Origin of the sequence: Flagellimonas flava (genome assembly GCF_900129665.1) — a bacterium.
Classification (GTDB): Bacteria; Bacteroidota; Bacteroidia; order Flavobacteriales; family Flavobacteriaceae; genus Flagellimonas; species Flagellimonas flava.
Genome location: NZ_FQWL01000003.1, coordinates 14,003 through 32,361 on the forward strand (window position 1 = coordinate 14,003; position 18,359 = coordinate 32,361).

Sequence of the window (18,359 nt, forward strand, 5' to 3'; positions counted from 1 at the left end):
TCGTTTTTTGATTTTTTGATTGATTATTGATTGGTCGGTCTTAAGAGTCCTCATCTGTTTTCTTCTCCAATTTGTTCCAAACCTTGACCTTGGCGCCTTCATCCAATCCGGAAACCACTTCCACATCAATTCCGTCACTTACACCTAGTTCCAAATCTTTGCGTTCAAACTCGTTTTCCCCAGTTTCCACTTCTACATAAGGTTGCTCCGTATCCTTATCAAATTGTAATAGGGCCTCTTTTATGGCAAGTACATCTTTCTTTTCTTCCAGAACAATAGAGGCATTTGCGCTGTAACCAGCTCGTACATAGGTGCTATCATTAACTGCCAAGTCGCCTTCTATCTTAAATTGTACCGCACCCTCTTCCTCAACACCTTTTGGGGCGATAAACTTCAGCTCTGCGTTAAACTTGTTTTTCTCCAAGGCACCCAGACTGATTTCCAATGGCATTCCAACATGTAGTTTTCCTACCTCTGCCTCATCCACTTCGCCCTCAAAAATCATTTTGTTCATATCCGCAATGGTTGCGATCGTGGTGCCATCGTTAAAGTTGTTACTTTGGATGACCTGATCACCTTCCTCAACAGGAATCTCCAAGATAGTACCGGAAACTGTAGCCCTGATATTGGTATTGGCAGTGGACGAACCACCTGCTGAACCTCTTCTGATGATTTGATAGTCGGCCCTTGAGTTTGTCAGCTCTTGGACGGCTTGGTCATAGGTCAACTTTTGGTTGTTAAAATCCTGGCTTGAAATCACACCTTTATCAAAGAGCGCCTTGTTTCTATCGAACTCAATCTTGGCATTATTGAGTGCCAATTCCGCATTTCTTACTCTACCGGCAGCTTGATTCAAAGATTGTTCATTGGGCACCACCTTGATTACCGCGATCAGATCTCCGGCCTTTACATCAACACCTTCGTCCAAATATATCTTGTCGATAATACCAGAAATCTGAGGCTTAATATTGATCTCATCTTCTGGGATAACCTTTCCAGTTACGATAACCTTGTTCACGATATCTTTACGTTCCAATTCCTCTGTCTCGTAGATCTGGGTTGGCGTACTGTTCTGTTTCAGGAAATACACAATTGCAGCTAAAATACCGATACATGCAATTCCTATCAACCCATATTTTACGTACTTATTCATTACTCTTTATTTGATCGTTATTTATTTTATTTTCAAGCTTTTTATTCTTCTCGGAGTGCCTCTATCGGCCGTACCCTAATGGCTTTGTTTGCCGGAATCAACCCAATTAAAAGGCTAAGACTTACCATGAGCAGGAACGAGACCAGAAATTGGGGTATGCTCACCATAGGTTTTACAAAAGGGAAATCCTCCCCGCTGCCCCATAGCGAATCCAATACGGCCAATATTCCCACCGAAATTGCAAACCCTATCAATCCCGCAAAGGCTGTAAGTACAATGGCTTCCACCACAATTTGACGTTTTACCACCCGAGGGGTAGCTCCAAGTGCCCTACGAACTCCAATCTCCTTGGTTCGCTCCTTAACCGTAATCAAAAGGATGTTACTTATGGCGATAACCCCCGCTAAGAGCGTAAAAATCCCCACAAAGAATGAAAACCCCTTTAGGACATTGGTAAAAGAAGAGATATTGTTAAAGATTTCGGACATGTCGAAACTTCCGATGGCCCTTTCATCATCTGGATGAATATCATACTTGCTTTTCAAAATCTTCTTTATCTGATTCTCCACTATAGCAACTTTGGTATTTGGCTCTACAGCAATGGCCATCCATCCCATCCTGTCTCCCGAATTAAATGCCTTTTGGAAGGTGGTAAACGGAATAAACACCGCATTCTCACCATCAATATTGATGTTCTTGTTAGGTTTATAGATACCCACGACGGAAAAGAACACCCCATTGATTCGAATATCTTCGCCAATGGCATTCTCTCCTTTATCGAATAAAAGTTTGTAGGTTTCTTCCCCAATTACGCACACTTTTTTGGACTCCTCGATATCGGTATTGTTCAAAAATCGGCCTTCCACCAATCGTTTTTTGGTGATATTGTCGATTTCCGGATAATCCCCGTAAACAGAAGAACCACTTGTTTGCCCATTTCGGTACACAGTCACTACGCTCCTATGGCTCCCTAATTCTATTCTTGGCGCCAGTACCTGAATTTCAGGGATTTCACGCTTCAATATTTCAGCATCTTCAATTTTATAGCGGATTCTTCGCCCTCGTTCAAAACCTTTGTAAGGCTCCGAGGTAGACTGCCCCCATACAAATAGGCTGTTGGAAGCGGTACCTGCAAAAACTTTATCAAAACCATTACTCATACCATTGGCGGAGCCCAAAAGCAAAATGAGTATAATCATGGCGAAAATAACCCCCAGCATGGTCAGAAATGTGCGGAACATGTTCTTTCCAAGGGTGTGGAAAATCTCTATCCATAAATCTCTATCGAATAACCACATAATTATTTATCGCTTAATGCCACAATAGGTTTAACATTTGCAGCCTTGACCGCTGGGATAAGTCCTGCCAACACTCCGGCCACTATTAAAATAATGGTTGCCGTAACCACGGTAGATAAACTTACCGAAGGATTTGTGAACGCAGGCGTGTTGATCGTAGGCCCAATTAGGGACAAAATGATCCAAGCGAACACCAAACCAATAAAACCTGAAAGCGCTGTAATAAAAACTGACTCCAACAACACCAAGTTGATAATCTGTTTGGGTTGGGCGCCAAGTGCTTTACGCACCCCGATTTCCTTGGTTCGTTCCTTAATAGTAAATACCATGATATTCCCTATCCCTACAATACCGGCGATCAAAATCAGGAATCCAACACCTATACTTATTGCATTCAACACTGAGGAAAACTTACTAATATCGTCAAAGGCCTCCGCATAATTCCAAACATAAAGTCCCGCCTGATCTTCCGGGGAAATCTTATGTCTTCGTTTCATTAAATCCTCCAACTTGCCCGAAAATTCTAATGCCTTGGTTAGGTCATAAGTTGGATTATAGGTGAGTACTACCTGATTGATGTCATTGGTATTCCCGTAGATTCTTTGGTAGGTTGTTATAGGCGCATAAATTATTCGCTCGGCATTATCATCTCCTTCATCTGTAAAAATTCCGATAACCCGAAACGGCAAACCGTTAAACTCCACAAATTTGCCAAGCGGGTCCTCTTTTTTGAAGAGATCCTCCGCTACTTTTCTTCCCAGGACCGCAACCTTTGCCTTGTTTATAACATCCGATGTGTTAAAGAATCGACCTTCTGTGATCAACGTCTTTTCAATAATTTGATGATCTGGATGTACTGCCTGCACGGAATAACTTCCTGTCTCACTTTTATATCTGGCGGTAGTGCCCGAAAAGTACCTTGCACTTATATATTCAACATCTTTAGGGAAGCTGTTTTTAATGTAATCAAAATCGTCATTTTTAAGCTGGATTCTTCTACCCGCTTCAAAACCGGCATAGGCTTTTGCCGTTGTGCCAGGGCGAATAAAAATGGAATTGGTGGCATCATCGTTGAACTGCCCAGTGAATCCATTTTGCATGCCGTTTACCGAAGCCAAGAGCATCACTAAAATGAAGATGGCCCAGCCCACGGAGAAACCGGTCAGGAACGTACGTAACTTGTTGTTTCTGAGGGTGTGAAAAATCTCTTGCCAAATATCCCGATCAAACATATTGTTCTGCCCTTACCTGCTCTATTTTTTTATCTTCTACGATAACACCATCCTTAAGGTGTACAATGCGCTTGCACATATGTGCTATGTCTTCTTCGTGGGTCACCACCAAAATGGTATTCCCTTCATCGTTGATTTTTTGGATCAAATCCATGACCTCATAGGAAGTAGTACTGTCCAAGGCTCCGGTTGGCTCATCCGCAAGAAGAACCTTCGGTTCCGCAGCCATAGCCCTAGCAATTGCCACCCTCTGTTTTTGACCACCGGAAAGCTCGCTTGGCAAGTGTGTGGCCCACTCTTTTAGACCTACCTTATCTAGGTAACTCAAAGCTTTTTCTTGTCTTTCTTTCCTACCAACTTTTTGATAATAGAGCGGAAGTGCAACATTTTCTAAAGCTGATTTGTAATTGATCAGGTTAAAAGATTGGAAAACAAATCCAAGAAATTTATTTCTGTATTGCGCGGCTTTGGTCTCGCTTAGATCCTTGATTGGCACCCCGTCCAAAGTGTAGGCACCGGAGTCTGCAACATCCAACATTCCCAAAATATTGAGCAAGGTGGATTTTCCAGAACCTGAAGACCCCATTATGGCCACCAACTCCCCAGCTTCTGCCTTAAAATTGATGCCCTTGAGCACATGGAGAGAATTGCTTCCCATCTTATAGGATTTGTGAAGGTCTTTGATTTCTATCATGATTGGTGATATTAGCTATCCGGCATTTAAACTCCTGTAATATGACTTACAAGTTGTTAAAATGTTACAAGATTATTTGAAATTTTTTGTTAAATGATTAGTTGGCTTCTTCTTCGTCCTCGACCGCATTCCAGATTTTGACGTTATCCTCTGCCGAAAGTCCAGATTTCACCTCAACAAAGATGCCATCACTGATGCCCAGTTCCACATCCTTGCGTTCAAATTGCTGCTCTGAGGTTTCTATCTCCACATAGGGTTCTTTGGTCTCCCCATCAAATTGCACCAAGGCCTCTTTCAGGGCCAAAACACTGTCTGCACGTGCCAAGATAATGGACGCATTGGCACTAAGCCCAGCTCGAATAAATATAGAATCCTGTTTTTTCAAAGTGCCTTTTATCTCGAATTGTATAGCTCCATTCTCTTCTTTTCCCTTTGGTGCGATATAATCCAAAACCGCATCAAAAATTTGGTCCTCGATGGCCCCAACAGTAATTTCCAATGGAAGGTCTTCCTTGATTTTACCCACTTCGGACTCATCCACCATCCCTTCAAAAATCATTTTTTCCACATCGGCCACGGCGGCAATTGTAGTCCCCTCATTGAAATTGTTGCTTTCAATAACCTGGTTCCCTACTTCCACAGGTACTTCCAGCACCATTCCGCTGACCGTGGATTTTATAAGGGTGTTTGCTGCATTTCTAAACCCGCTCGTAGTACCCGTATTTACAATATCGTACCGTTTGTTGGCCGCTCCATAGGACTGTTTGGCCTGATCATAGGCCACTTGCGCACGTTCTAGATCCGCTTTGGAAATAACCCCCTTATTAAAAAGTGAAAGTTGTCTCTCATAGTTCCGTTTTTGGTCGTCCAAATTGATTTTGGCCTCATCAATCGAGTTTCTGGCATCATTAAGAGCATTTAGATTGGGCACTACCTTGATCTTGGCCAATAAATCGCCCGACTTCACATAATCCCCTCCTTCTACATAAATCTCTTCAATTACTCCTGAAATGTTGGGTTTGATCAACACCTCCTCCAGGGGAAGTATACTGCCCGTGGCCACAGCCTTTTTGATAATGTTCTGTTTGGACGGTTTTTCCGTCTCGTATACCACTGGGTCTTCAGAATTCTTTTGGTACAGATAGTACATGGAGCCCCCGAACACAATGACGATGAGCAAAAGAATGATAATGGTTACTGACTTTTTCATTTTGATTATTATAGTTATTTGATTGATATATTTTATTCGGTTCTCAAGGCTTCTATGGGTCTCACCCGGATGGCGCTATTGGCTGGAATAAACCCGGCCAATAATCCCGATACCATTAAAATCATCAGTGCCCCGCTGACCACACCAACACTAACACTTGGGCTGATGAACATGTCGACTGGCCCCACACTATCCAATAGGGAATTGATACCATAAATGACCAAGGTGCCAAAAATAATTCCTGTCATTCCGGAAATGATGGTCAAGAAAATGGACTCCATGAGTATTTGTTTTTTAATGGACCAAGGTTGTTCGCCCAGTGCTCTCCGAATCCCAATTTCCTTGGTTCGTTCCTTAACCACAATAAGCATAATATTGCTTACCCCAATGATTCCCGAAAGCAAGACCATAATTCCCACTAGATAGGCGATTGCCTTGAGTCCCACGAACAGACTCTCCACCCGGTTGAACTGCTCATACAAATCAAAATACCCTATGGCCCTATTGTCCTCAGGGTGTATCTTGTGGCGATTCTTCATGACCCCAATAATATCTTCCTTAAGTTGGGAAATGGAACTTCCGTCATGTGCTGTTATGGCCATCCAACCCACATCTTCCCCTCGATTAAACGCCTGTGAAAACGAGGTGAAAGGGACGAAAATCTCCTTCTGCGCTTCCTCTCCATCACCATCATTATTCTTCTTCTTATACGTTCCGATGACCATAAAATTGACTCCTTGAATCTTGATGTAGGTACCTAAAACCTCCTCACCCTTTTCATAAAGTTCTGATTTTACCCCTTGGCCAATGACCGCTACTTTTCGTTTGGCCTTGATATCATTGTGGTTGATAAAACGACCAGAGGTGACTGTCATGGGGTCTTGATTGATGATCTCTGGATAATCCCCATATACATTATAGGCTCCAACCCGGATACCACGGATTACATTCCCTCCGCCCCTAAATCCTCCCAATTGGTTTCTGGGGGATATAAATTTCAGGTTGGGCACATTGTCCCAAATCGCTTGAACGTCACTTACCTTGAATTCAAAAACCCTATCCTTCGGAAGTCCCTCATAGGGTTTAGTAGTTCTGCGGGTCCACATGAACATGGTATTGGTGGCAATATCGCCAAAGTCTGCGCGAATACCATTTTCAAAGCCCTTTCCCGCCGCCAAGAGGACGATTAGGATAAAAATACCCCAACACACCCCGAAAGCGGTCAAGATGGTCCGGCCAATATTGCTGGTGAGGACCTCTAAAATTTCCCGCCATCTATCCCTGTTGAACATAGTTATTCTCGTTTAATGATTGGTTATTCATCTCTCAAGGATTCTATTACCTGTACCCTTGCGGCCCTTAATGCGGGAACGAGTCCTGCTATTGCACCGGCCACTACCAAAACCATTACGGTGGTAAAGGCCACATTAAAGTTTACCGAAGGATTAACCACATAATCAATCTGCACATGGGGGCCAACGATTTCCAACAACAACATACTAAAAATCAAACCGGAAAACCCTGAAATTGCGGTCACAAAAACGGACTCATGCAGAATCATCCCTACGATGGACCAAGGTTTGGCCCCCAAGGCTTTTCGTATCCCAATCTCGCGGGTACGCTCCTTGACCACAATGAGCATAATATTGCTTACCCCAACCACTCCTGCTATAATGGTACACACGCCCACAAACCAGAAAAATATTTTCATGTTGTTGGTAATTCCATAGTAACGCTTGGCCTCTTCCATAGCACTCCAAACCCGAACTCCCGAATCATCTTCCGGAGCAACCACATGCTCTTCCTTTAAGTATTTTCGAAGGTTTTCCTTGAAAGTAACTGCTTGCGCCACAGCCTGGTCAAAATTTTCTACTGGTGGCAATGTATAGGTCAATGTGTTCAACTTGTCATTTCCATTGAAGACACGTTGCGCCGTAGTAATGGGGATATAAATACGTTCTTCTTCCCGTTCGTTTTGTTCGTTGAACACTCCAATTATGGTGAAGCGAATACCTGAGATCTCTATGGCCTCCCCTATAGGAGTTTCCACTTCCTTAAATACGTCTTGTTTGATTTTCTTACCGATAACGGCCACCTTTCCCAGTGAAATCTCATCCTTATAATTCACAAAACGTCCCTCTATGGTCGATACGCCCTCAATAAACTGGAACTCAGATGAAATCCCTTGGATGCCGTAAACCAATGCCTCATTTCCATAGTTAATCGTTACATTATTTACGAATACCCTTGGGGATTCATATTCAATGTCTTCCTTGAACATTCTTCCGGCCGTTTCATAGTCCTCGTTCTTAAACTGTATTCTTCGGCCTGGATTCAATCCTTTATAGGCTTTGGAAGTGGTTTCGGGCCATGCCCATACACTTGTGGTGGCATCTTGTTTAAATTCATGCTCAATGCCATTGCGCATACCTTGGCCAAAACCCAATAAAATAACAAGGATAAATATGCCCGAGGCCACGGAGAGCCCGGTCAAAAACGTACGGAGTTTGTTCTTCCGTATGGTGTCAAATATTTCTTGCCACCTTTCAATGTCGAACATGCTGGTTGGTGTTTGATGATTGATGAAATACGCAAGCGTATGTTAATAAGACAGTAACTAAAATATTATGTTACACCCAAACCAGAAAAAAAATGTTAAAATTTTTAAGAAACCTTAGCCACGAAGCTTCTTGTACACAAAAAAGAACAGTCCTGCCACCAAAATATATGGGATTGCCATTAGGTAAACGATTCCATTATTAATTCCTTCGGCAGTATTTCCACTAGCCTCACTTTCCACTACAGCACGACACATAGCACACTGCGCTTCCATAAATTGTGGGAAGAGAAAAAGTAAAGCTACCCATACAAAAATGCCACTCCGTATTGATGATTTTATCGGGATGCACCTGCGAAAAGAAAAACCGGATTTTAAGCCTTTAGTGTACATAATAAGGTGAAATCATAAGGTATACAACTACTCCAGTTACCGCAACATATAACCAGATGGGAAAGGTAAACTTGGCCCATTTTCTATGCTTTGCATAGTCACCTAAATAAGCTTTGGAATAGGTAATCAAAACCAAGGGTATTACCAAAATGGACAGGGCAATATGGGTTATTAAAATAAAGAAGTAGATATACTGCACAAAACCATCACCTCCAAATTTGGTGCTTTCCGAAGTCATGTGATAGGCCACATACATCACCAAGAACAAGGCTGAAAGCACAATACATGTTGTCATCAGCTTTTGGTGCAATTCCCGTTTTCCATTTTTTATGGATACCACCGCCCAAACCAACAAAATTGCAGTAATCCCATTTATTCCAGCATAGATTGGCGGCAAAAATGACAATGGCTCCGCATCTGGAATCTTATATCCGAACAGCAAAGCAACCACTAAGGGTATTACAACCGATACCACCGCTATCCATCTATTAAAACGTTTTTCCCTTAATGCAACTTGTTCGCTCATTCTTCCAGCAGTAATTTTTTAATATCCTCTTTCAGCATGGTGATCTGTTGAGGTTCTCCCTCCTTGTTCACTCCTTGTTTTTCAGTTATCGTTCCCCGATAGTAGATCAGCGGGTTACCATTTTCATCATCTCTTGAACGGATATAGCCTTCCTTATCCACCAGGGCAAACATCCCGGAATGTTCAAACCCGCCAGGAGCATCCTCTACTTCGTTCGCTACAATATAAAACCCTTCCTGGGCCAGTTTATATATAGCATCCCTATCCCCGGTTAAAAAGTTCCAATCTTTATCGTTCACGCCATAGCCTTCGGCATACTTTTTTAGTATGGACGGGGTATCGTACCGCGGATTTATGGTAAAGGAAGCCACCCCAAAATCTGGATATTCTTCAAAGGTGTTTTGGAGTTCCACCAAATTCTTGGTCATAATTGGGCAGATGGTAGGACAGGTGGTAAAAAAGAACTCCACCAAATACACCTTTCCCAAATAATCCTTTTCGCTAACAAGAATGCTATCCTGATTTAGAAAGGAAAAGCTTGGCACTCTTCTCTTCTTTCCATTGCTGACCACAAACCCCAGCTTTTTTTGGATGTTGGCAACACTCATTCTATCGGTTTCCACCATGGAACCCTCTTTGAGCTTTTTTGAAATTTCGTGTATCGCGAAAATTCCAAAAACCAAAACCACTGCGGACACCCATACGTAGGTGTACTTCTTTTTACTTGTTGCTCCTGTCGGCATTGTTTTTCTTTAAGGCGAGACGATATTCTGCCAAAATAATCTTGACATCGTCTTCCATTTTGTTGTTGAGTTCGGCCACTGAGGTGGTATTAAAGCCGTATTTGGTCCCTTCGTCCTCATCATCATTTCTGCCACGGAGGTTTCGATCCTTGTCGATGATGAAGACATAACTGGTTCCCAAGTCCGAATCCAGTTTTATGTTGCTCTTCAGTTGGTTGAAAATGGAGGTGATCTCATCCGTGGTCCCAAAGGCAAAATTCCATTTCTTAATTTCGGATAGCTTACCCAGTTCCTTTTTGAGATCCTCTACTTTTTTCTCCTCTCCTTTTGGCACCAGCATAACGATCTGAAAATCCTTGAACTTCCCGAAGCGTTTATAAATCTTCTGATTTAGGTTAAAGGCATTTCCCTGTTTAAGATCAATATTGGTTCCTAAGAACCCCAGAATGGTAATCTGGTCATTAAAGGTGGCACCACCTTCAAAATGGGCTATATCAGAAATATTTTCCGTTAGGATGGGAAGTCTCCCAAAGTTGTTCACCCCTGAAGCAAAGAACAGATAGGCCACTAAGGGAAAGACAAAAAGAATGAGTAAAACAGAGGCCTTTTTCATGTGAACTTTGCTGAGTGCAAAAATAAAAAAAGACGGTCAAGAAACCGCCTTTTAAAATTGTTAATACTTGTCAATTTGCTAGAAATTCCAAGCTAGAAAACCTTCCTTGAACACGGTATAAATATAGTCCGCTTCAAAAAGTAGGATGAAAATCAAATAGCAAATCAAGAATATGGGTGTCCAAACGATGGCCCTTCGCAATGAACTTCTTTCATCACGCAAGTGCATAAAATCCCAAGCAATATAATAGGCTTTCACCAAGGTAAGGATGATGAAAATCCAGTTGAGGAGTTTCATCCCAATAAAATAGGTCTTTGTTAAGAACTCTGGCTTGGTAATACCCAAGGCCACCTCCACAGCCGTGACTATGGTAAGGAAAATTAGTACGCCCCAAATTTTTTGGATGTTGGACTTAAACTTTACAAGTCCCCTAAAAATTTCAAGTTTATGTTCGTGTGCCATGCTTTATTGTTTTGTAAGATTCCCTCTCTGGGAATACCATAAAAATTTATACCAAGTAGAAGAATGTAAATACGAATACCCAGACCAAATCCACAAAGTGCCAATACAGTCCAACCTTTTCTACCATTTCATAATGTCCCCTACGCTCATAGGTTCCCAAAATGATATTGAAAAAGATGATCACATTGATCACAACCCCGGAGAATACGTGAAACCCGTGAAATCCTGTGATGAAAAAGAAGAAGTCCGCGAACAAACGGCTTCCATATTCGTTTCGGATAAGGTTAGCACCTTCAACCACAAGGGCCGCATCCTTTAATTTGGCCAAGGAGGCACTTCTATCCAAAACGGTTTTCTCACCTTCCTCGTTGATCGTTTCGGTACGAATCAGGATATTTGGAGAGGTTTTAAAACCTTCTACCACTTCATTTAGGGAGAAGGACGTTTTATAGCCTTCGTCCATATACCAAACCCCTTCGCTCTTCACGTGCTTTACCCTATCCTCAGGTAAAGTCTTGGCAAAATCGGCCAGGGCAGCCCGCTTACCGGTTTCGGCATTTACGAATTGAAGGATCCTACCACCTTTTGTTTCTATGGCTCCATAATCGCCTTTAATAAAAGTAGCCCATTCCCAAGCCTGCGAGCCCACGAAAATGGCACCTCCAATAATGGTAAGGAACATATATAGGATAACCTTCTTTTGCATCATTTTATGACCTGCATCCACAGCCAATACCATGGTTACGGAAGACATGATCAGAATAAATGTCATAAAGGCCACGTAGTACATGGGGAAATTCCCGTGGAAGAAAGGAACGTGGGTGAACACCTCATCGGCAATGGGCCAAGTCTCAATAAACTTAAACCTGGAAAAACCGTAGGAAACCAAGAATCCAGAGAAGGTCAAGGCATCCGAGACGATAAAAAACCACATCATCATTTTTCCATAACTGGCATTCAGCGGGCGATTTCCGCCTCCCCAAACGCTTTCTTCAGTACCGGTAGTCACCGTTGTATCCATATAAAAGGTCGTTTTAATAAAACTTTAGCAAAAATACATCTTTTGCCGTATTGAAAAAGACAAAGTGCAATGAAAACTACTTCAATAAAAATTTATTTCACCAAATACATAAAAAGTATGAGGTATACCCATAAAATATCCAAGAAATGCCAGAATGTGGCACCCAATTCCATACCCAACATATTTCCGGGCAGATATTTGCCCCTGAGCTGCTGTACCAATACCGTGAGCAAGGAAATAAGCCCCGCCACTACGTGGACAATATGCACCGCCGCGATCAAAAACACATAGGACATTTTTATGTTGCTGGTGGGGCCCGTAAAATAGTAGCCGTTGTCCAACATTTGCGAAAAGCCAACAAACTGCACCACAATAAAGGTAATCCCCAAAGCCAAGGTCAGCAGCAATAGCATGGTCGCCCTCTTCTGTTCGTTTCTGGCCACCGACTGTTTCGCAAAAAAGTAAGTGAAACTGCTTATGATTATGATGGCTGTACTCACCAAAAAAGCCTGGGGCAAATCCAAATCACTGATCCAATCTTCCCGTTTGGAACTTACAATATAGGCACTTGTCCATCCGGCAAACCCCATGATCAGGCTCACAATTCCGAACCAAAGCATCATCTTCTTGGCGCGCCTGTTCTTTACTTCAATATCCACTTCGGTCAAATCCATATTCCTAACCAATAAACTTATCTATTACGTAAACAATCTGTATCAATGAAATGTAGGTAACACTGGCCAGCATCAATCTCCTTGCGGCCACATTATCCCTTTTCTCGTATAATTTGAATGCAAAAATGAGCATTACCAAGCCTGCCAACAACACAATTGCTGCTGCGGGAATGGACAAATGTAATCTTCCTGTAAACCCAAAGGCGGGCATAATGGAAATGACGATCATCCAAATGGTGTATAAAATAATTTGAAGTGCGGTACCCGTATCCTTCTTTCCGGTCGGCAACATTTTAAATCCGCCGCGCTTGTAATCCTCGTCCAGCATCCAACCTAGAGCCCAGAAATGTGGGAACTGCCAAAAAAACTGGATCATGAACAGTGTGCCGGGCTCTATGCCAAAATCGTTGGTGGCCGCCACCCATCCCAACATAAATGGAATGGCGCCGGGAAATGCCCCCACAAACACAGAAAGTGGTGTTTTGGTCTTCAAAGGGGTATAGGCACTAGTGTACAAAAAGATGGATATAGCCCCGAACATGGCCGTTTTTGGACTCAAAATGTATAGGGCCACCACTCCAAGGATGGTCATGACAATGGCAATGGCCATAGCCGTTTTTACAGACATGCGTCCCGAAGGAATAGGCCTGTTACGGGTACGCTTCATCAAAGCGTCCAAATCTTTTTCTATAACCTGGTTGTAGGCGTTGGATGCCCCCACCATGCAGTAACCTCCAAAGGCGAGGAGCAATACGGAGACCAAATCTATCTGGTAAGCACCCAGAAAATAGCCAGCAATGGATGAGAACACCACACTCACGGCCAGTTTGGCCTTGGTGATTTCCTTAAAATCGGTAAAAATTAAGGATAAGGATGTTGTTTTAACAGAACCTACGGCAGATTTCATCCACATTTTTATTGGCGGCAAAGATAACGCCGACCTTCATCTTTTCCAACCTATTGACGGTCTTTGTGTTATTTTTGAAAGGACGAAACGTCCAAGTTTAGGTAACAACGCTTAAAACCATCATCATGGAAAAAATTTTAGCCGCGCTTCTCTTATTCCCCGTTTTGGCCCAAGCCCAGATGGAAGATGTCACTATAACCATAGATACCTTAAGTTCAAAAGTCTATATGCTCACCGGCCGTGGGGGCAATATCGGTGTTTATGTTGGGGCGGATAAGGTGTATATGGTGGATGACCAATTTGCTCCGCTGAGCAACAAGATCAAAACCACCATTACCACGCTTACGGACAAGCCCATTTCCTATTTGGTGAACACCCATATGCATGGCGACCATACGGGCGGAAATGCCAATTTTAATTCGAGCGAAACCACCATAGTGGCCCAGGATAGGGTGCGGACACGACTCCAGGAACGGGGTCAAAAAAGAGTTTCGGAGCAAAAAATGAGTCAAACCGATTATGAAAAGAGTCTGCCGGAGATTACCCACTCCGAAGGAATGACTTTCTACGAAGGCGACGAGACCATTCTTTTGATGCATGTGCACAATGCCCATACGGATGGGGATACCCAGGTGTATTTTATGACTGAAAATGTGTTGCATATGGGCGATACCTATTTTGCCGGTCGCTATCCATATATCGACATCAACAGTGGCGGCAGTATTGACGGTTATATTGAAGCCAGTAAAAATGCGTTGATGGTAATTGATGAGCAAACCAAAATTATCCCGGGGCACGGGCGACCGTCCAATAAAAAAGAACTGCAGGGCTTTGTTGCCATGTTGAAAGAGGTTCGGTCCCTTGTTCAAAAAGAAATTGATGCCGGGAAAAGTCTGGAAGCTGTAAAAGGTAACACTACCCTATTGGCTAAATATGATGCTACACATGGCAACGGTTACATTAATGGGGAACGAATGCGGGAGGCGGTTTATCGTAGTCTGACGGAAAAGTGAATAACCGGACATCAGATATCAGACTTCAGTTTACATACAGCTAGTCTCTGACTTCTGAACACTGATTACCCAAGATTCAAGAACCAAGACCATTGAACTTGCATTTTGAACTTGAACTTGAGCTTAATACTGGGTAAAGGGCGAAAGTTCAGATGTCAGACATCAGAGTCAAGAACCAAGACCATTGAGCTTGAGCTTGCGTTTTGAACTTGAACTTGAGCTTTAAAAGATTATTCCTCGAAATCAAAGAAACTTTGAATATCCACTTGTAAGGCTTTGGCCATTAAGTTTAAGTTGGCCACAGAGGTACTGATTTCACCTCTTTCTATACGTCCAATTTGGTTTTTAGACATTTTAGAATCGATTTCCAAAGCTGCTTGGGACAAATCGGTTTGTTCGCGAAGTTCCCTGATACGATGCCCCAGTTTCCTTAGAAATTCATAATCTTCTTTCGTGTACTTTCTTCTCATAGGCCAATTTGCATTATGACCACAAGTTTATTCACCACATGTATGTGTTAATTGATTTTAATTGCTTACATTGTTCATTGTAAATTGAATTTCTGCATAGCCCTGTTAACCAATACCATTGGCTATGGCTCCTATTTCTATTTTGGAGGAAATCCAAAACTTTTGGGAAAGCAACTCCCACTCCACCCTAGAACTCACCTTTGAAACCTTGGAAATTACCCTGTTCAACCATGGAAAATACGTGAACAATGTGGTACGGGAAGAAGCGGAACTTATCCTCCAAAAGTCCAGTGATCCAACGCTCCTAAAAATGGATGTGGTCGACAATCTAGTGTTCCCTTTTATGTTTACATTCAACGCACAGGAAGCTCTGTCTGGCCAAACCACCCAAATGCAAAAACTCCCCAGGCCTTTGGGCCAAGGGGGCTTGCATATTATAAGTCATTCTTTGGTGTTGGAGTTTACTATTGATTCTCCGAGTGAGGAATTGGGGTTAAAAGTACAGCATCAGTATCGCTACAATAAACACTTTTCAAAGACATGAAGGGTTAGAAATTGAAATTCACCATTTTTCAATCTTATTATCTAATACCAATTCAATTCCATTTAGCACAATCTGTTCATTCTCAATCTCAATATTGCTTTGCACCGACCTCGCAATGTATTTTCCCTTGGTAAGCTTTAAGTTGCAGTAAGAGTTAAAACTATTTTGGTTAACGGTGAAAACCCCCTTCGACCCTTTATTTTCCTCCAGTATTTCTTTACCCTGAAATGTTGCGTCATATACATACAAACCACCTTCATGGTTATTAATCAAAATATCTAAATTCTTCGTAGGTTGGAATTCTAGCTCTGAGAAATTAATTGATTCATTATAATAAAGCCCCTCACAAAGAACGAAACCTGTTTTTGATTCAAATAATTCAACCCTTCCCGACGGACTAAAATAAATGTGGTAAATCAAATTCTCATCCTTAGGATGCAAATCCAATTTATCATTGCTAAAACTTAAACTTCCTTGTAAACTATCATAATCAGAACCATATTCCGTATTTGAATGACAACCACCCCATAGTCTTAATGAATTTGAATCCGATATTAAAAAAATACGTCCGTTCAGTGCCCCTAGATATTTATAGTAACTCATAATTATTTGTTTCTAAGATACTGATTGACCAGCTACCACATAGTCCTCCGCTACCGCAAGATTACTTTGTCAAGCTCAGTGCAGGTTTCTCTTATGGTCATCCAAAGTAAACAAAAAACCAGCATTCTGGTGTGTTAGGGAAATCCATAACAGTCATCGGGAAAGATGAACAAACAAGAAGGCACCGCACAACGCTACTTTTGTTTCGATTCATTAACATCTTAAAATTTCTATTATGGAAACTACAATACAAGAACAAGAATTACTGGCAAAAGCAAATGAGGTTACCGCATTATTGGCCGAAGGCAAATTCATTGAGGCCATGGAAAACTACCTAGCCGATGATGTCCAACTTTTTGAGGGAAACAATCCCGCCAAGGTCGGCAAAGAATTTTGTTTGGCCGAAGAAAAGAAATTGTTGGATACGGTTACCGCATTCCATGGTTACAAAGTAACCAGCGGTCCTGCGGTAAAGGGGGATACTACTTTTTACGAGGCCGTTATGGAGTTCACCACTGATGATGGCACGGACCACAGATTTGAACAGGTTGTCCGAACACAATGGAAAGACGGAAAAATCAGCAACGAGCGCTACTATCACGCATAGTACTCTTCTTTGAAGCACAAAAAAAGCCCTGACGTTTCCATCAGGGCTTTTTCATTCCTGCCTCGACAGGAATCGTAAATCGTATTTTACTGTAGCTTAAAGGTAATTGGAATACTGAAAGGTACCTTTACAGCTCTACCCCTTTGCTTACCAGGAGTCATTTTTGGAAGCCTCTGGATGATTCGCAAAGCTTCTTTCTCCAAGTTCTTGTCCGGTCCACGCATTCTGATGTTTCCGATACTTCCATCCTTCTGGATAACGAAGATTACGTTCACCCTACCTTGAACACCCATTTCCTGGGCAATCTCAGGATAACGGAAGTTTTTACGGATGTGCTTCTGCATCATATCCTGGAAACATTGCTTTTTATTGCTGGATCCCTCACAACCAGGGAAAACCGGTACGTCTTCAATTACGGCAAATGGAACCGAAATATCTTCTTCCACTTCCTCAACCTCAACCTCTTCAACTTCCATTACCTCTTCTTCCTGGCTGGTTTCCGTGGACTCAATTACGGTTTCTTCAACTTCCTCTTCATCTTCAACAACCTCGATAACTTCCGGTGCAGCTGGTGGCGGTGGAGGCGGTGGTGTCTTGATCTGTTCGGTCATTGGCACCTCTTCGTCCAACTGATCCTCAACGTTCATTGAGATATCATAATCATTGGATTTATCATATTTTTTCCACTCCATGGCTCCATAAACCAACCCCAAAACAGCGGCCAACCCTATCACAAAATAGAGCGAACTGTTTTTTCCTACATCTGCTTTTGGATTCTTTTTTAGTTCCATCGTTCTGATTTTAGTGTTTGCTAATTTAATTATTAATTGATGAAATAAACAATTAAAATTTCCATTTTAACGGCCTTTCTTTGGAAAAATACCATTTAATTAGGATAACTCCTGCAAATGCCCCAATGGTATTGGCCAAAACATCACCCCATTCGGCCATCCGGTCCTCGGTGACCGTATGTTGTAATCCCTCAATAAGTATACCATAAAAAATTGCGGCAAGGGGTGCCCACACCAAGACTTTTTTTAATGGCATATTGCCTTGTGTCCTTTCACGAAACACCAGAGCTGCCAACACGACAAAAATGAAGTAAAAACCGAAATGTGTGATCTTGTCAGCATAAGGAATTTGAAATGTACCGGTATCCAAATCCGAAAAAGAAAATAAGCTGAGCGTTGTTAAAAACAAAACCCAGCTTATGAATAATAAGGTGTATCTATTTTTTTTAAGCACCAATCAATGCTTTGTAATCGGCGTCGCTCATCAATCCATCAACTTCCGAGGCGTCACTGATCTTAATCTTGATCATCCAGCCGTCACCATAGGGATCAGTGTTTACCTTTTCTGGTTCATCTTCCAAGGCCTCATTGAACTCAACGATTTCCCCACTTAATGGCAAAAACAGGTCGGAAACGGTCTTCACGGCTTCCACAGTACCAAAAACCTCCTCTTTTTCCAAGGTTTCATCCACGGTTTCAACTTCAACATAAACAATATCACCCAGCTCGCCCTGGGCAAAATCGGTAATTCCAACGGTGGCAATGTCCCCGTCAATCTTGATCCATTCGTGATCCTTGGTGTACTTTAATTCTGATGGTATGTTCATGGTCCAAATTTGTTTTAGTCA

At 42.2% G+C, this 18,359-nt stretch carries 23 protein-coding genes; 3 read left to right on the forward strand and 20 right to left on the reverse strand.

Annotated features, from left to right (window positions below; translation table 11 throughout):
- Positions 1-40: 40 nt before the first annotated feature.
- The 15 genes from BUC10_RS09685 to cyoE all read right to left on the reverse strand — a co-directional run bounded on the left by BUC10_RS09685 (position 41) and on the right by cyoE (position 13,483).
- Positions 41-1,153: an efflux RND transporter periplasmic adaptor subunit gene (locus tag BUC10_RS09685; RefSeq protein ID WP_073178968.1), complete on the reverse strand. Its 1,113-nt coding sequence runs from the start codon at positions 1,151-1,153 to the stop codon at positions 41-43.
- Positions 1,154-1,194: 41 nt separating this feature from the next.
- The gene (locus tag BUC10_RS09690; RefSeq protein WP_073178970.1) at positions 1,195-2,451 is read right to left on the reverse strand and encodes an ABC transporter permease; all 1,257 of its coding nucleotides are present in this window, start codon (positions 2,449-2,451) and stop codon (positions 1,195-1,197) included.
- 2 nt (positions 2,452-2,453) lie between these two features.
- Complete coding sequence (locus tag BUC10_RS09695; RefSeq protein WP_073178972.1) at positions 2,454-3,683, reverse strand: ABC transporter permease; 1,230 nt, start codon at positions 3,681-3,683, stop codon at positions 2,454-2,456.
- Complete coding sequence (locus BUC10_RS09700) at positions 3,676-4,377, reverse strand: ABC transporter ATP-binding protein (RefSeq protein ID WP_073178974.1); 702 nt, start codon at positions 4,375-4,377, stop codon at positions 3,676-3,678. Before BUC10_RS09700 ends, BUC10_RS09695 begins: the two co-directional genes overlap by 8 nt.
- A gap of 97 nt (positions 4,378-4,474) precedes the next feature.
- The gene (locus tag BUC10_RS09705; protein ID WP_073178976.1) at positions 4,475-5,587 is read right to left on the reverse strand and encodes an efflux RND transporter periplasmic adaptor subunit; all 1,113 of its coding nucleotides are present in this window, start codon (positions 5,585-5,587) and stop codon (positions 4,475-4,477) included.
- Between the two features lie 32 nt (positions 5,588-5,619).
- A complete protein-coding gene (locus BUC10_RS09710; RefSeq protein ID WP_073178978.1) occupies positions 5,620-6,879 on the reverse strand; it encodes an ABC transporter permease in 1,260 nt (419 codons plus the stop codon).
- Positions 6,880-6,902: 23 nt separating this feature from the next.
- Positions 6,903-8,147, reverse strand: coding sequence for an ABC transporter permease (locus tag BUC10_RS09715; protein ID WP_073178979.1), 1,245 nt, complete (start codon positions 8,145-8,147; stop codon positions 6,903-6,905).
- 114 nt (positions 8,148-8,261) lie between these two features.
- Positions 8,262-8,402, reverse strand: coding sequence for a hypothetical protein (locus BUC10_RS17840; protein ID WP_165614882.1), 141 nt, complete (start codon positions 8,400-8,402; stop codon positions 8,262-8,264).
- A 124-nt stretch (positions 8,403-8,526) separates the two neighbouring features.
- Complete coding sequence (locus tag BUC10_RS09725; protein WP_073178980.1) at positions 8,527-9,063, reverse strand: DUF420 domain-containing protein; 537 nt, start codon at positions 9,061-9,063, stop codon at positions 8,527-8,529.
- Entirely contained in the window at positions 9,060-9,806 is a 747-nt protein-coding gene (locus BUC10_RS09730; protein WP_073178983.1) for an SCO family protein, read from the reverse strand. The genes BUC10_RS09725 and BUC10_RS09730 overlap by 4 nt, the downstream gene beginning before the upstream one ends.
- On the reverse strand, positions 9,784-10,419 hold the full coding sequence (locus BUC10_RS09735; protein ID WP_073178986.1) for a hypothetical protein: 636 nt from the start codon (positions 10,417-10,419) through the stop codon (positions 9,784-9,786). Before BUC10_RS09735 ends, BUC10_RS09730 begins: the two co-directional genes overlap by 23 nt.
- A gap of 78 nt (positions 10,420-10,497) precedes the next feature.
- Positions 10,498-10,881, reverse strand: a complete 384-nt coding sequence (locus BUC10_RS09740) for a cytochrome C oxidase subunit IV family protein (protein WP_073178988.1) — start codon at positions 10,879-10,881, stop codon at positions 10,498-10,500.
- 46 nt (positions 10,882-10,927) lie between these two features.
- A complete protein-coding gene (locus BUC10_RS09745; RefSeq protein ID WP_073178990.1) occupies positions 10,928-11,902 on the reverse strand; it encodes a cytochrome c oxidase subunit 3 in 975 nt (324 codons plus the stop codon).
- Between the two features lie 92 nt (positions 11,903-11,994).
- Positions 11,995-12,576, reverse strand: coding sequence for a cytochrome c oxidase subunit 3 (locus BUC10_RS09750; protein ID WP_073178993.1), 582 nt, complete (start codon positions 12,574-12,576; stop codon positions 11,995-11,997).
- Between the two features lie 4 nt (positions 12,577-12,580).
- Entirely contained in the window at positions 12,581-13,483 is a 903-nt protein-coding gene (cyoE, locus tag BUC10_RS09755) for a heme o synthase (protein ID WP_073178995.1), read from the reverse strand.
- Positions 13,484-13,608: 125 nt separating this feature from the next.
- Between cyoE and BUC10_RS09760 the strand changes: the two genes are divergently transcribed.
- Entirely contained in the window at positions 13,609-14,496 is an 888-nt protein-coding gene (locus BUC10_RS09760) for an MBL fold metallo-hydrolase (protein WP_073178997.1), read from the forward strand.
- A 230-nt stretch (positions 14,497-14,726) separates the two neighbouring features.
- On the opposite strand, the gene BUC10_RS09765 is transcribed toward BUC10_RS09760, so the two are convergent.
- On the reverse strand, positions 14,727-14,966 hold the full coding sequence (locus tag BUC10_RS09765; RefSeq protein WP_073179000.1) for a helix-turn-helix domain-containing protein: 240 nt from the start codon (positions 14,964-14,966) through the stop codon (positions 14,727-14,729).
- A 124-nt stretch (positions 14,967-15,090) separates the two neighbouring features.
- Here BUC10_RS09765 and BUC10_RS09770 point away from each other — a divergent pair, with 124 nt between their 5' ends.
- Positions 15,091-15,510 carry a hypothetical protein gene (locus tag BUC10_RS09770; protein ID WP_073179002.1) on the forward strand — a complete coding sequence of 140 codons (420 nt, stop codon included), beginning with the start codon at positions 15,091-15,093 and terminating at the stop codon, positions 15,508-15,510.
- A gap of 18 nt (positions 15,511-15,528) precedes the next feature.
- On the opposite strand, the gene BUC10_RS09775 is transcribed toward BUC10_RS09770, so the two are convergent.
- Positions 15,529-16,113: a hypothetical protein gene (locus BUC10_RS09775; RefSeq protein WP_073179004.1), complete on the reverse strand. Its 585-nt coding sequence runs from the start codon at positions 16,111-16,113 to the stop codon at positions 15,529-15,531.
- 235 nt (positions 16,114-16,348) lie between these two features.
- Here BUC10_RS09775 and BUC10_RS09780 point away from each other — a divergent pair, with 235 nt between their 5' ends.
- Positions 16,349-16,720 carry a SnoaL-like domain-containing protein gene (locus BUC10_RS09780; protein WP_073179006.1) on the forward strand — a complete coding sequence of 124 codons (372 nt, stop codon included), beginning with the start codon at positions 16,349-16,351 and terminating at the stop codon, positions 16,718-16,720.
- An 86-nt stretch (positions 16,721-16,806) separates the two neighbouring features.
- Here BUC10_RS09780 and BUC10_RS09785 read toward each other — a convergent pair whose 3' ends face one another.
- Genes BUC10_RS09785 through gcvH form a run of 3 tightly spaced genes read right to left on the reverse strand, consistent with a single transcriptional unit; the run spans position 16,807 to position 18,338 of the window.
- Complete coding sequence (locus BUC10_RS09785) at positions 16,807-17,511, reverse strand: energy transducer TonB (protein ID WP_073179008.1); 705 nt, start codon at positions 17,509-17,511, stop codon at positions 16,807-16,809.
- A 52-nt stretch (positions 17,512-17,563) separates the two neighbouring features.
- Positions 17,564-17,965 carry a VanZ family protein gene (locus tag BUC10_RS09790; RefSeq protein WP_073179010.1) on the reverse strand — a complete coding sequence of 134 codons (402 nt, stop codon included), beginning with the start codon at positions 17,963-17,965 and terminating at the stop codon, positions 17,564-17,566.
- Entirely contained in the window at positions 17,958-18,338 is a 381-nt protein-coding gene (gene gcvH / locus BUC10_RS09795; protein WP_073179012.1) for a glycine cleavage system protein GcvH, read from the reverse strand. The genes BUC10_RS09790 and gcvH overlap by 8 nt, the downstream gene beginning before the upstream one ends.
- Positions 18,339-18,359: the final 21 nt, after the last annotated feature.

What these genes read in the sequence shown, in the direction of transcription:
- cyoE (WP_073178995.1), bottom strand. Translation starts at nt 13,483, where the DNA reads ATGAAATCTGCCGTAGGTTCTGTTAAAACAACATCCTTATCCTTAATT.
- BUC10_RS09710 (WP_073178978.1), bottom strand. Translation starts at nt 6,879, where the DNA reads ATGTTCAACAGGGATAGATGGCGGGAAATTTTAGAGGTCCTCACCAGC.
- BUC10_RS09725 (WP_073178980.1), bottom strand. Translation starts at nt 9,063, where the DNA reads ATGAGCGAACAAGTTGCATTAAGGGAAAAACGTTTTAATAGATGGATA.
- BUC10_RS09785 (WP_073179008.1), bottom strand. Translation starts at nt 17,511, where the DNA reads ATGGAACTAAAAAAGAATCCAAAAGCAGATGTAGGAAAAAACAGTTCG.
- BUC10_RS09730 (WP_073178983.1), bottom strand. Translation starts at nt 9,806, where the DNA reads ATGCCGACAGGAGCAACAAGTAAAAAGAAGTACACCTACGTATGGGTG.
- BUC10_RS09705 (WP_073178976.1), bottom strand. Translation starts at nt 5,587, where the DNA reads ATGAAAAAGTCAGTAACCATTATCATTCTTTTGCTCATCGTCATTGTG.
- BUC10_RS09740 (WP_073178988.1), bottom strand. Translation starts at nt 10,881, where the DNA reads ATGGCACACGAACATAAACTTGAAATTTTTAGGGGACTTGTAAAGTTT.
- BUC10_RS17840 (WP_165614882.1), bottom strand. Translation starts at nt 8,402, where the DNA reads ATGTGTCGTGCTGTAGTGGAAAGTGAGGCTAGTGGAAATACTGCCGAA.
- BUC10_RS09760 (WP_073178997.1), top strand. Translation starts at nt 13,609, where the DNA reads ATGGAAAAAATTTTAGCCGCGCTTCTCTTATTCCCCGTTTTGGCCCAA.
- BUC10_RS09700 (WP_073178974.1), bottom strand. Translation starts at nt 4,377, where the DNA reads ATGATAGAAATCAAAGACCTTCACAAATCCTATAAGATGGGAAGCAAT.
- BUC10_RS09690 (WP_073178970.1), bottom strand. Translation starts at nt 2,451, where the DNA reads ATGTGGTTATTCGATAGAGATTTATGGATAGAGATTTTCCACACCCTT.
- BUC10_RS09765 (WP_073179000.1), bottom strand. Translation starts at nt 14,966, where the DNA reads ATGAGAAGAAAGTACACGAAAGAAGATTATGAATTTCTAAGGAAACTG.
- BUC10_RS09715 (WP_073178979.1), bottom strand. Translation starts at nt 8,147, where the DNA reads ATGTTCGACATTGAAAGGTGGCAAGAAATATTTGACACCATACGGAAG.
- BUC10_RS09735 (WP_073178986.1), bottom strand. Translation starts at nt 10,419, where the DNA reads ATGAAAAAGGCCTCTGTTTTACTCATTCTTTTTGTCTTTCCCTTAGTG.
- BUC10_RS09685 (WP_073178968.1), bottom strand. Translation starts at nt 1,153, where the DNA reads ATGAATAAGTACGTAAAATATGGGTTGATAGGAATTGCATGTATCGGT.
- gcvH (WP_073179012.1), bottom strand. Translation starts at nt 18,338, where the DNA reads ATGAACATACCATCAGAATTAAAGTACACCAAGGATCACGAATGGATC.
- BUC10_RS09775 (WP_073179004.1), bottom strand. Translation starts at nt 16,113, where the DNA reads ATGAGTTACTATAAATATCTAGGGGCACTGAACGGACGTATTTTTTTA.
- BUC10_RS09750 (WP_073178993.1), bottom strand. Translation starts at nt 12,576, where the DNA reads ATGGATTTGACCGAAGTGGATATTGAAGTAAAGAACAGGCGCGCCAAG.
- BUC10_RS09695 (WP_073178972.1), bottom strand. Translation starts at nt 3,683, where the DNA reads ATGTTTGATCGGGATATTTGGCAAGAGATTTTTCACACCCTCAGAAAC.
- BUC10_RS09780 (WP_073179006.1), top strand. Translation starts at nt 16,349, where the DNA reads ATGGAAACTACAATACAAGAACAAGAATTACTGGCAAAAGCAAATGAG.
- BUC10_RS09770 (WP_073179002.1), top strand. Translation starts at nt 15,091, where the DNA reads ATGGCTCCTATTTCTATTTTGGAGGAAATCCAAAACTTTTGGGAAAGC.
- BUC10_RS09745 (WP_073178990.1), bottom strand. Translation starts at nt 11,902, where the DNA reads ATGGATACAACGGTGACTACCGGTACTGAAGAAAGCGTTTGGGGAGGC.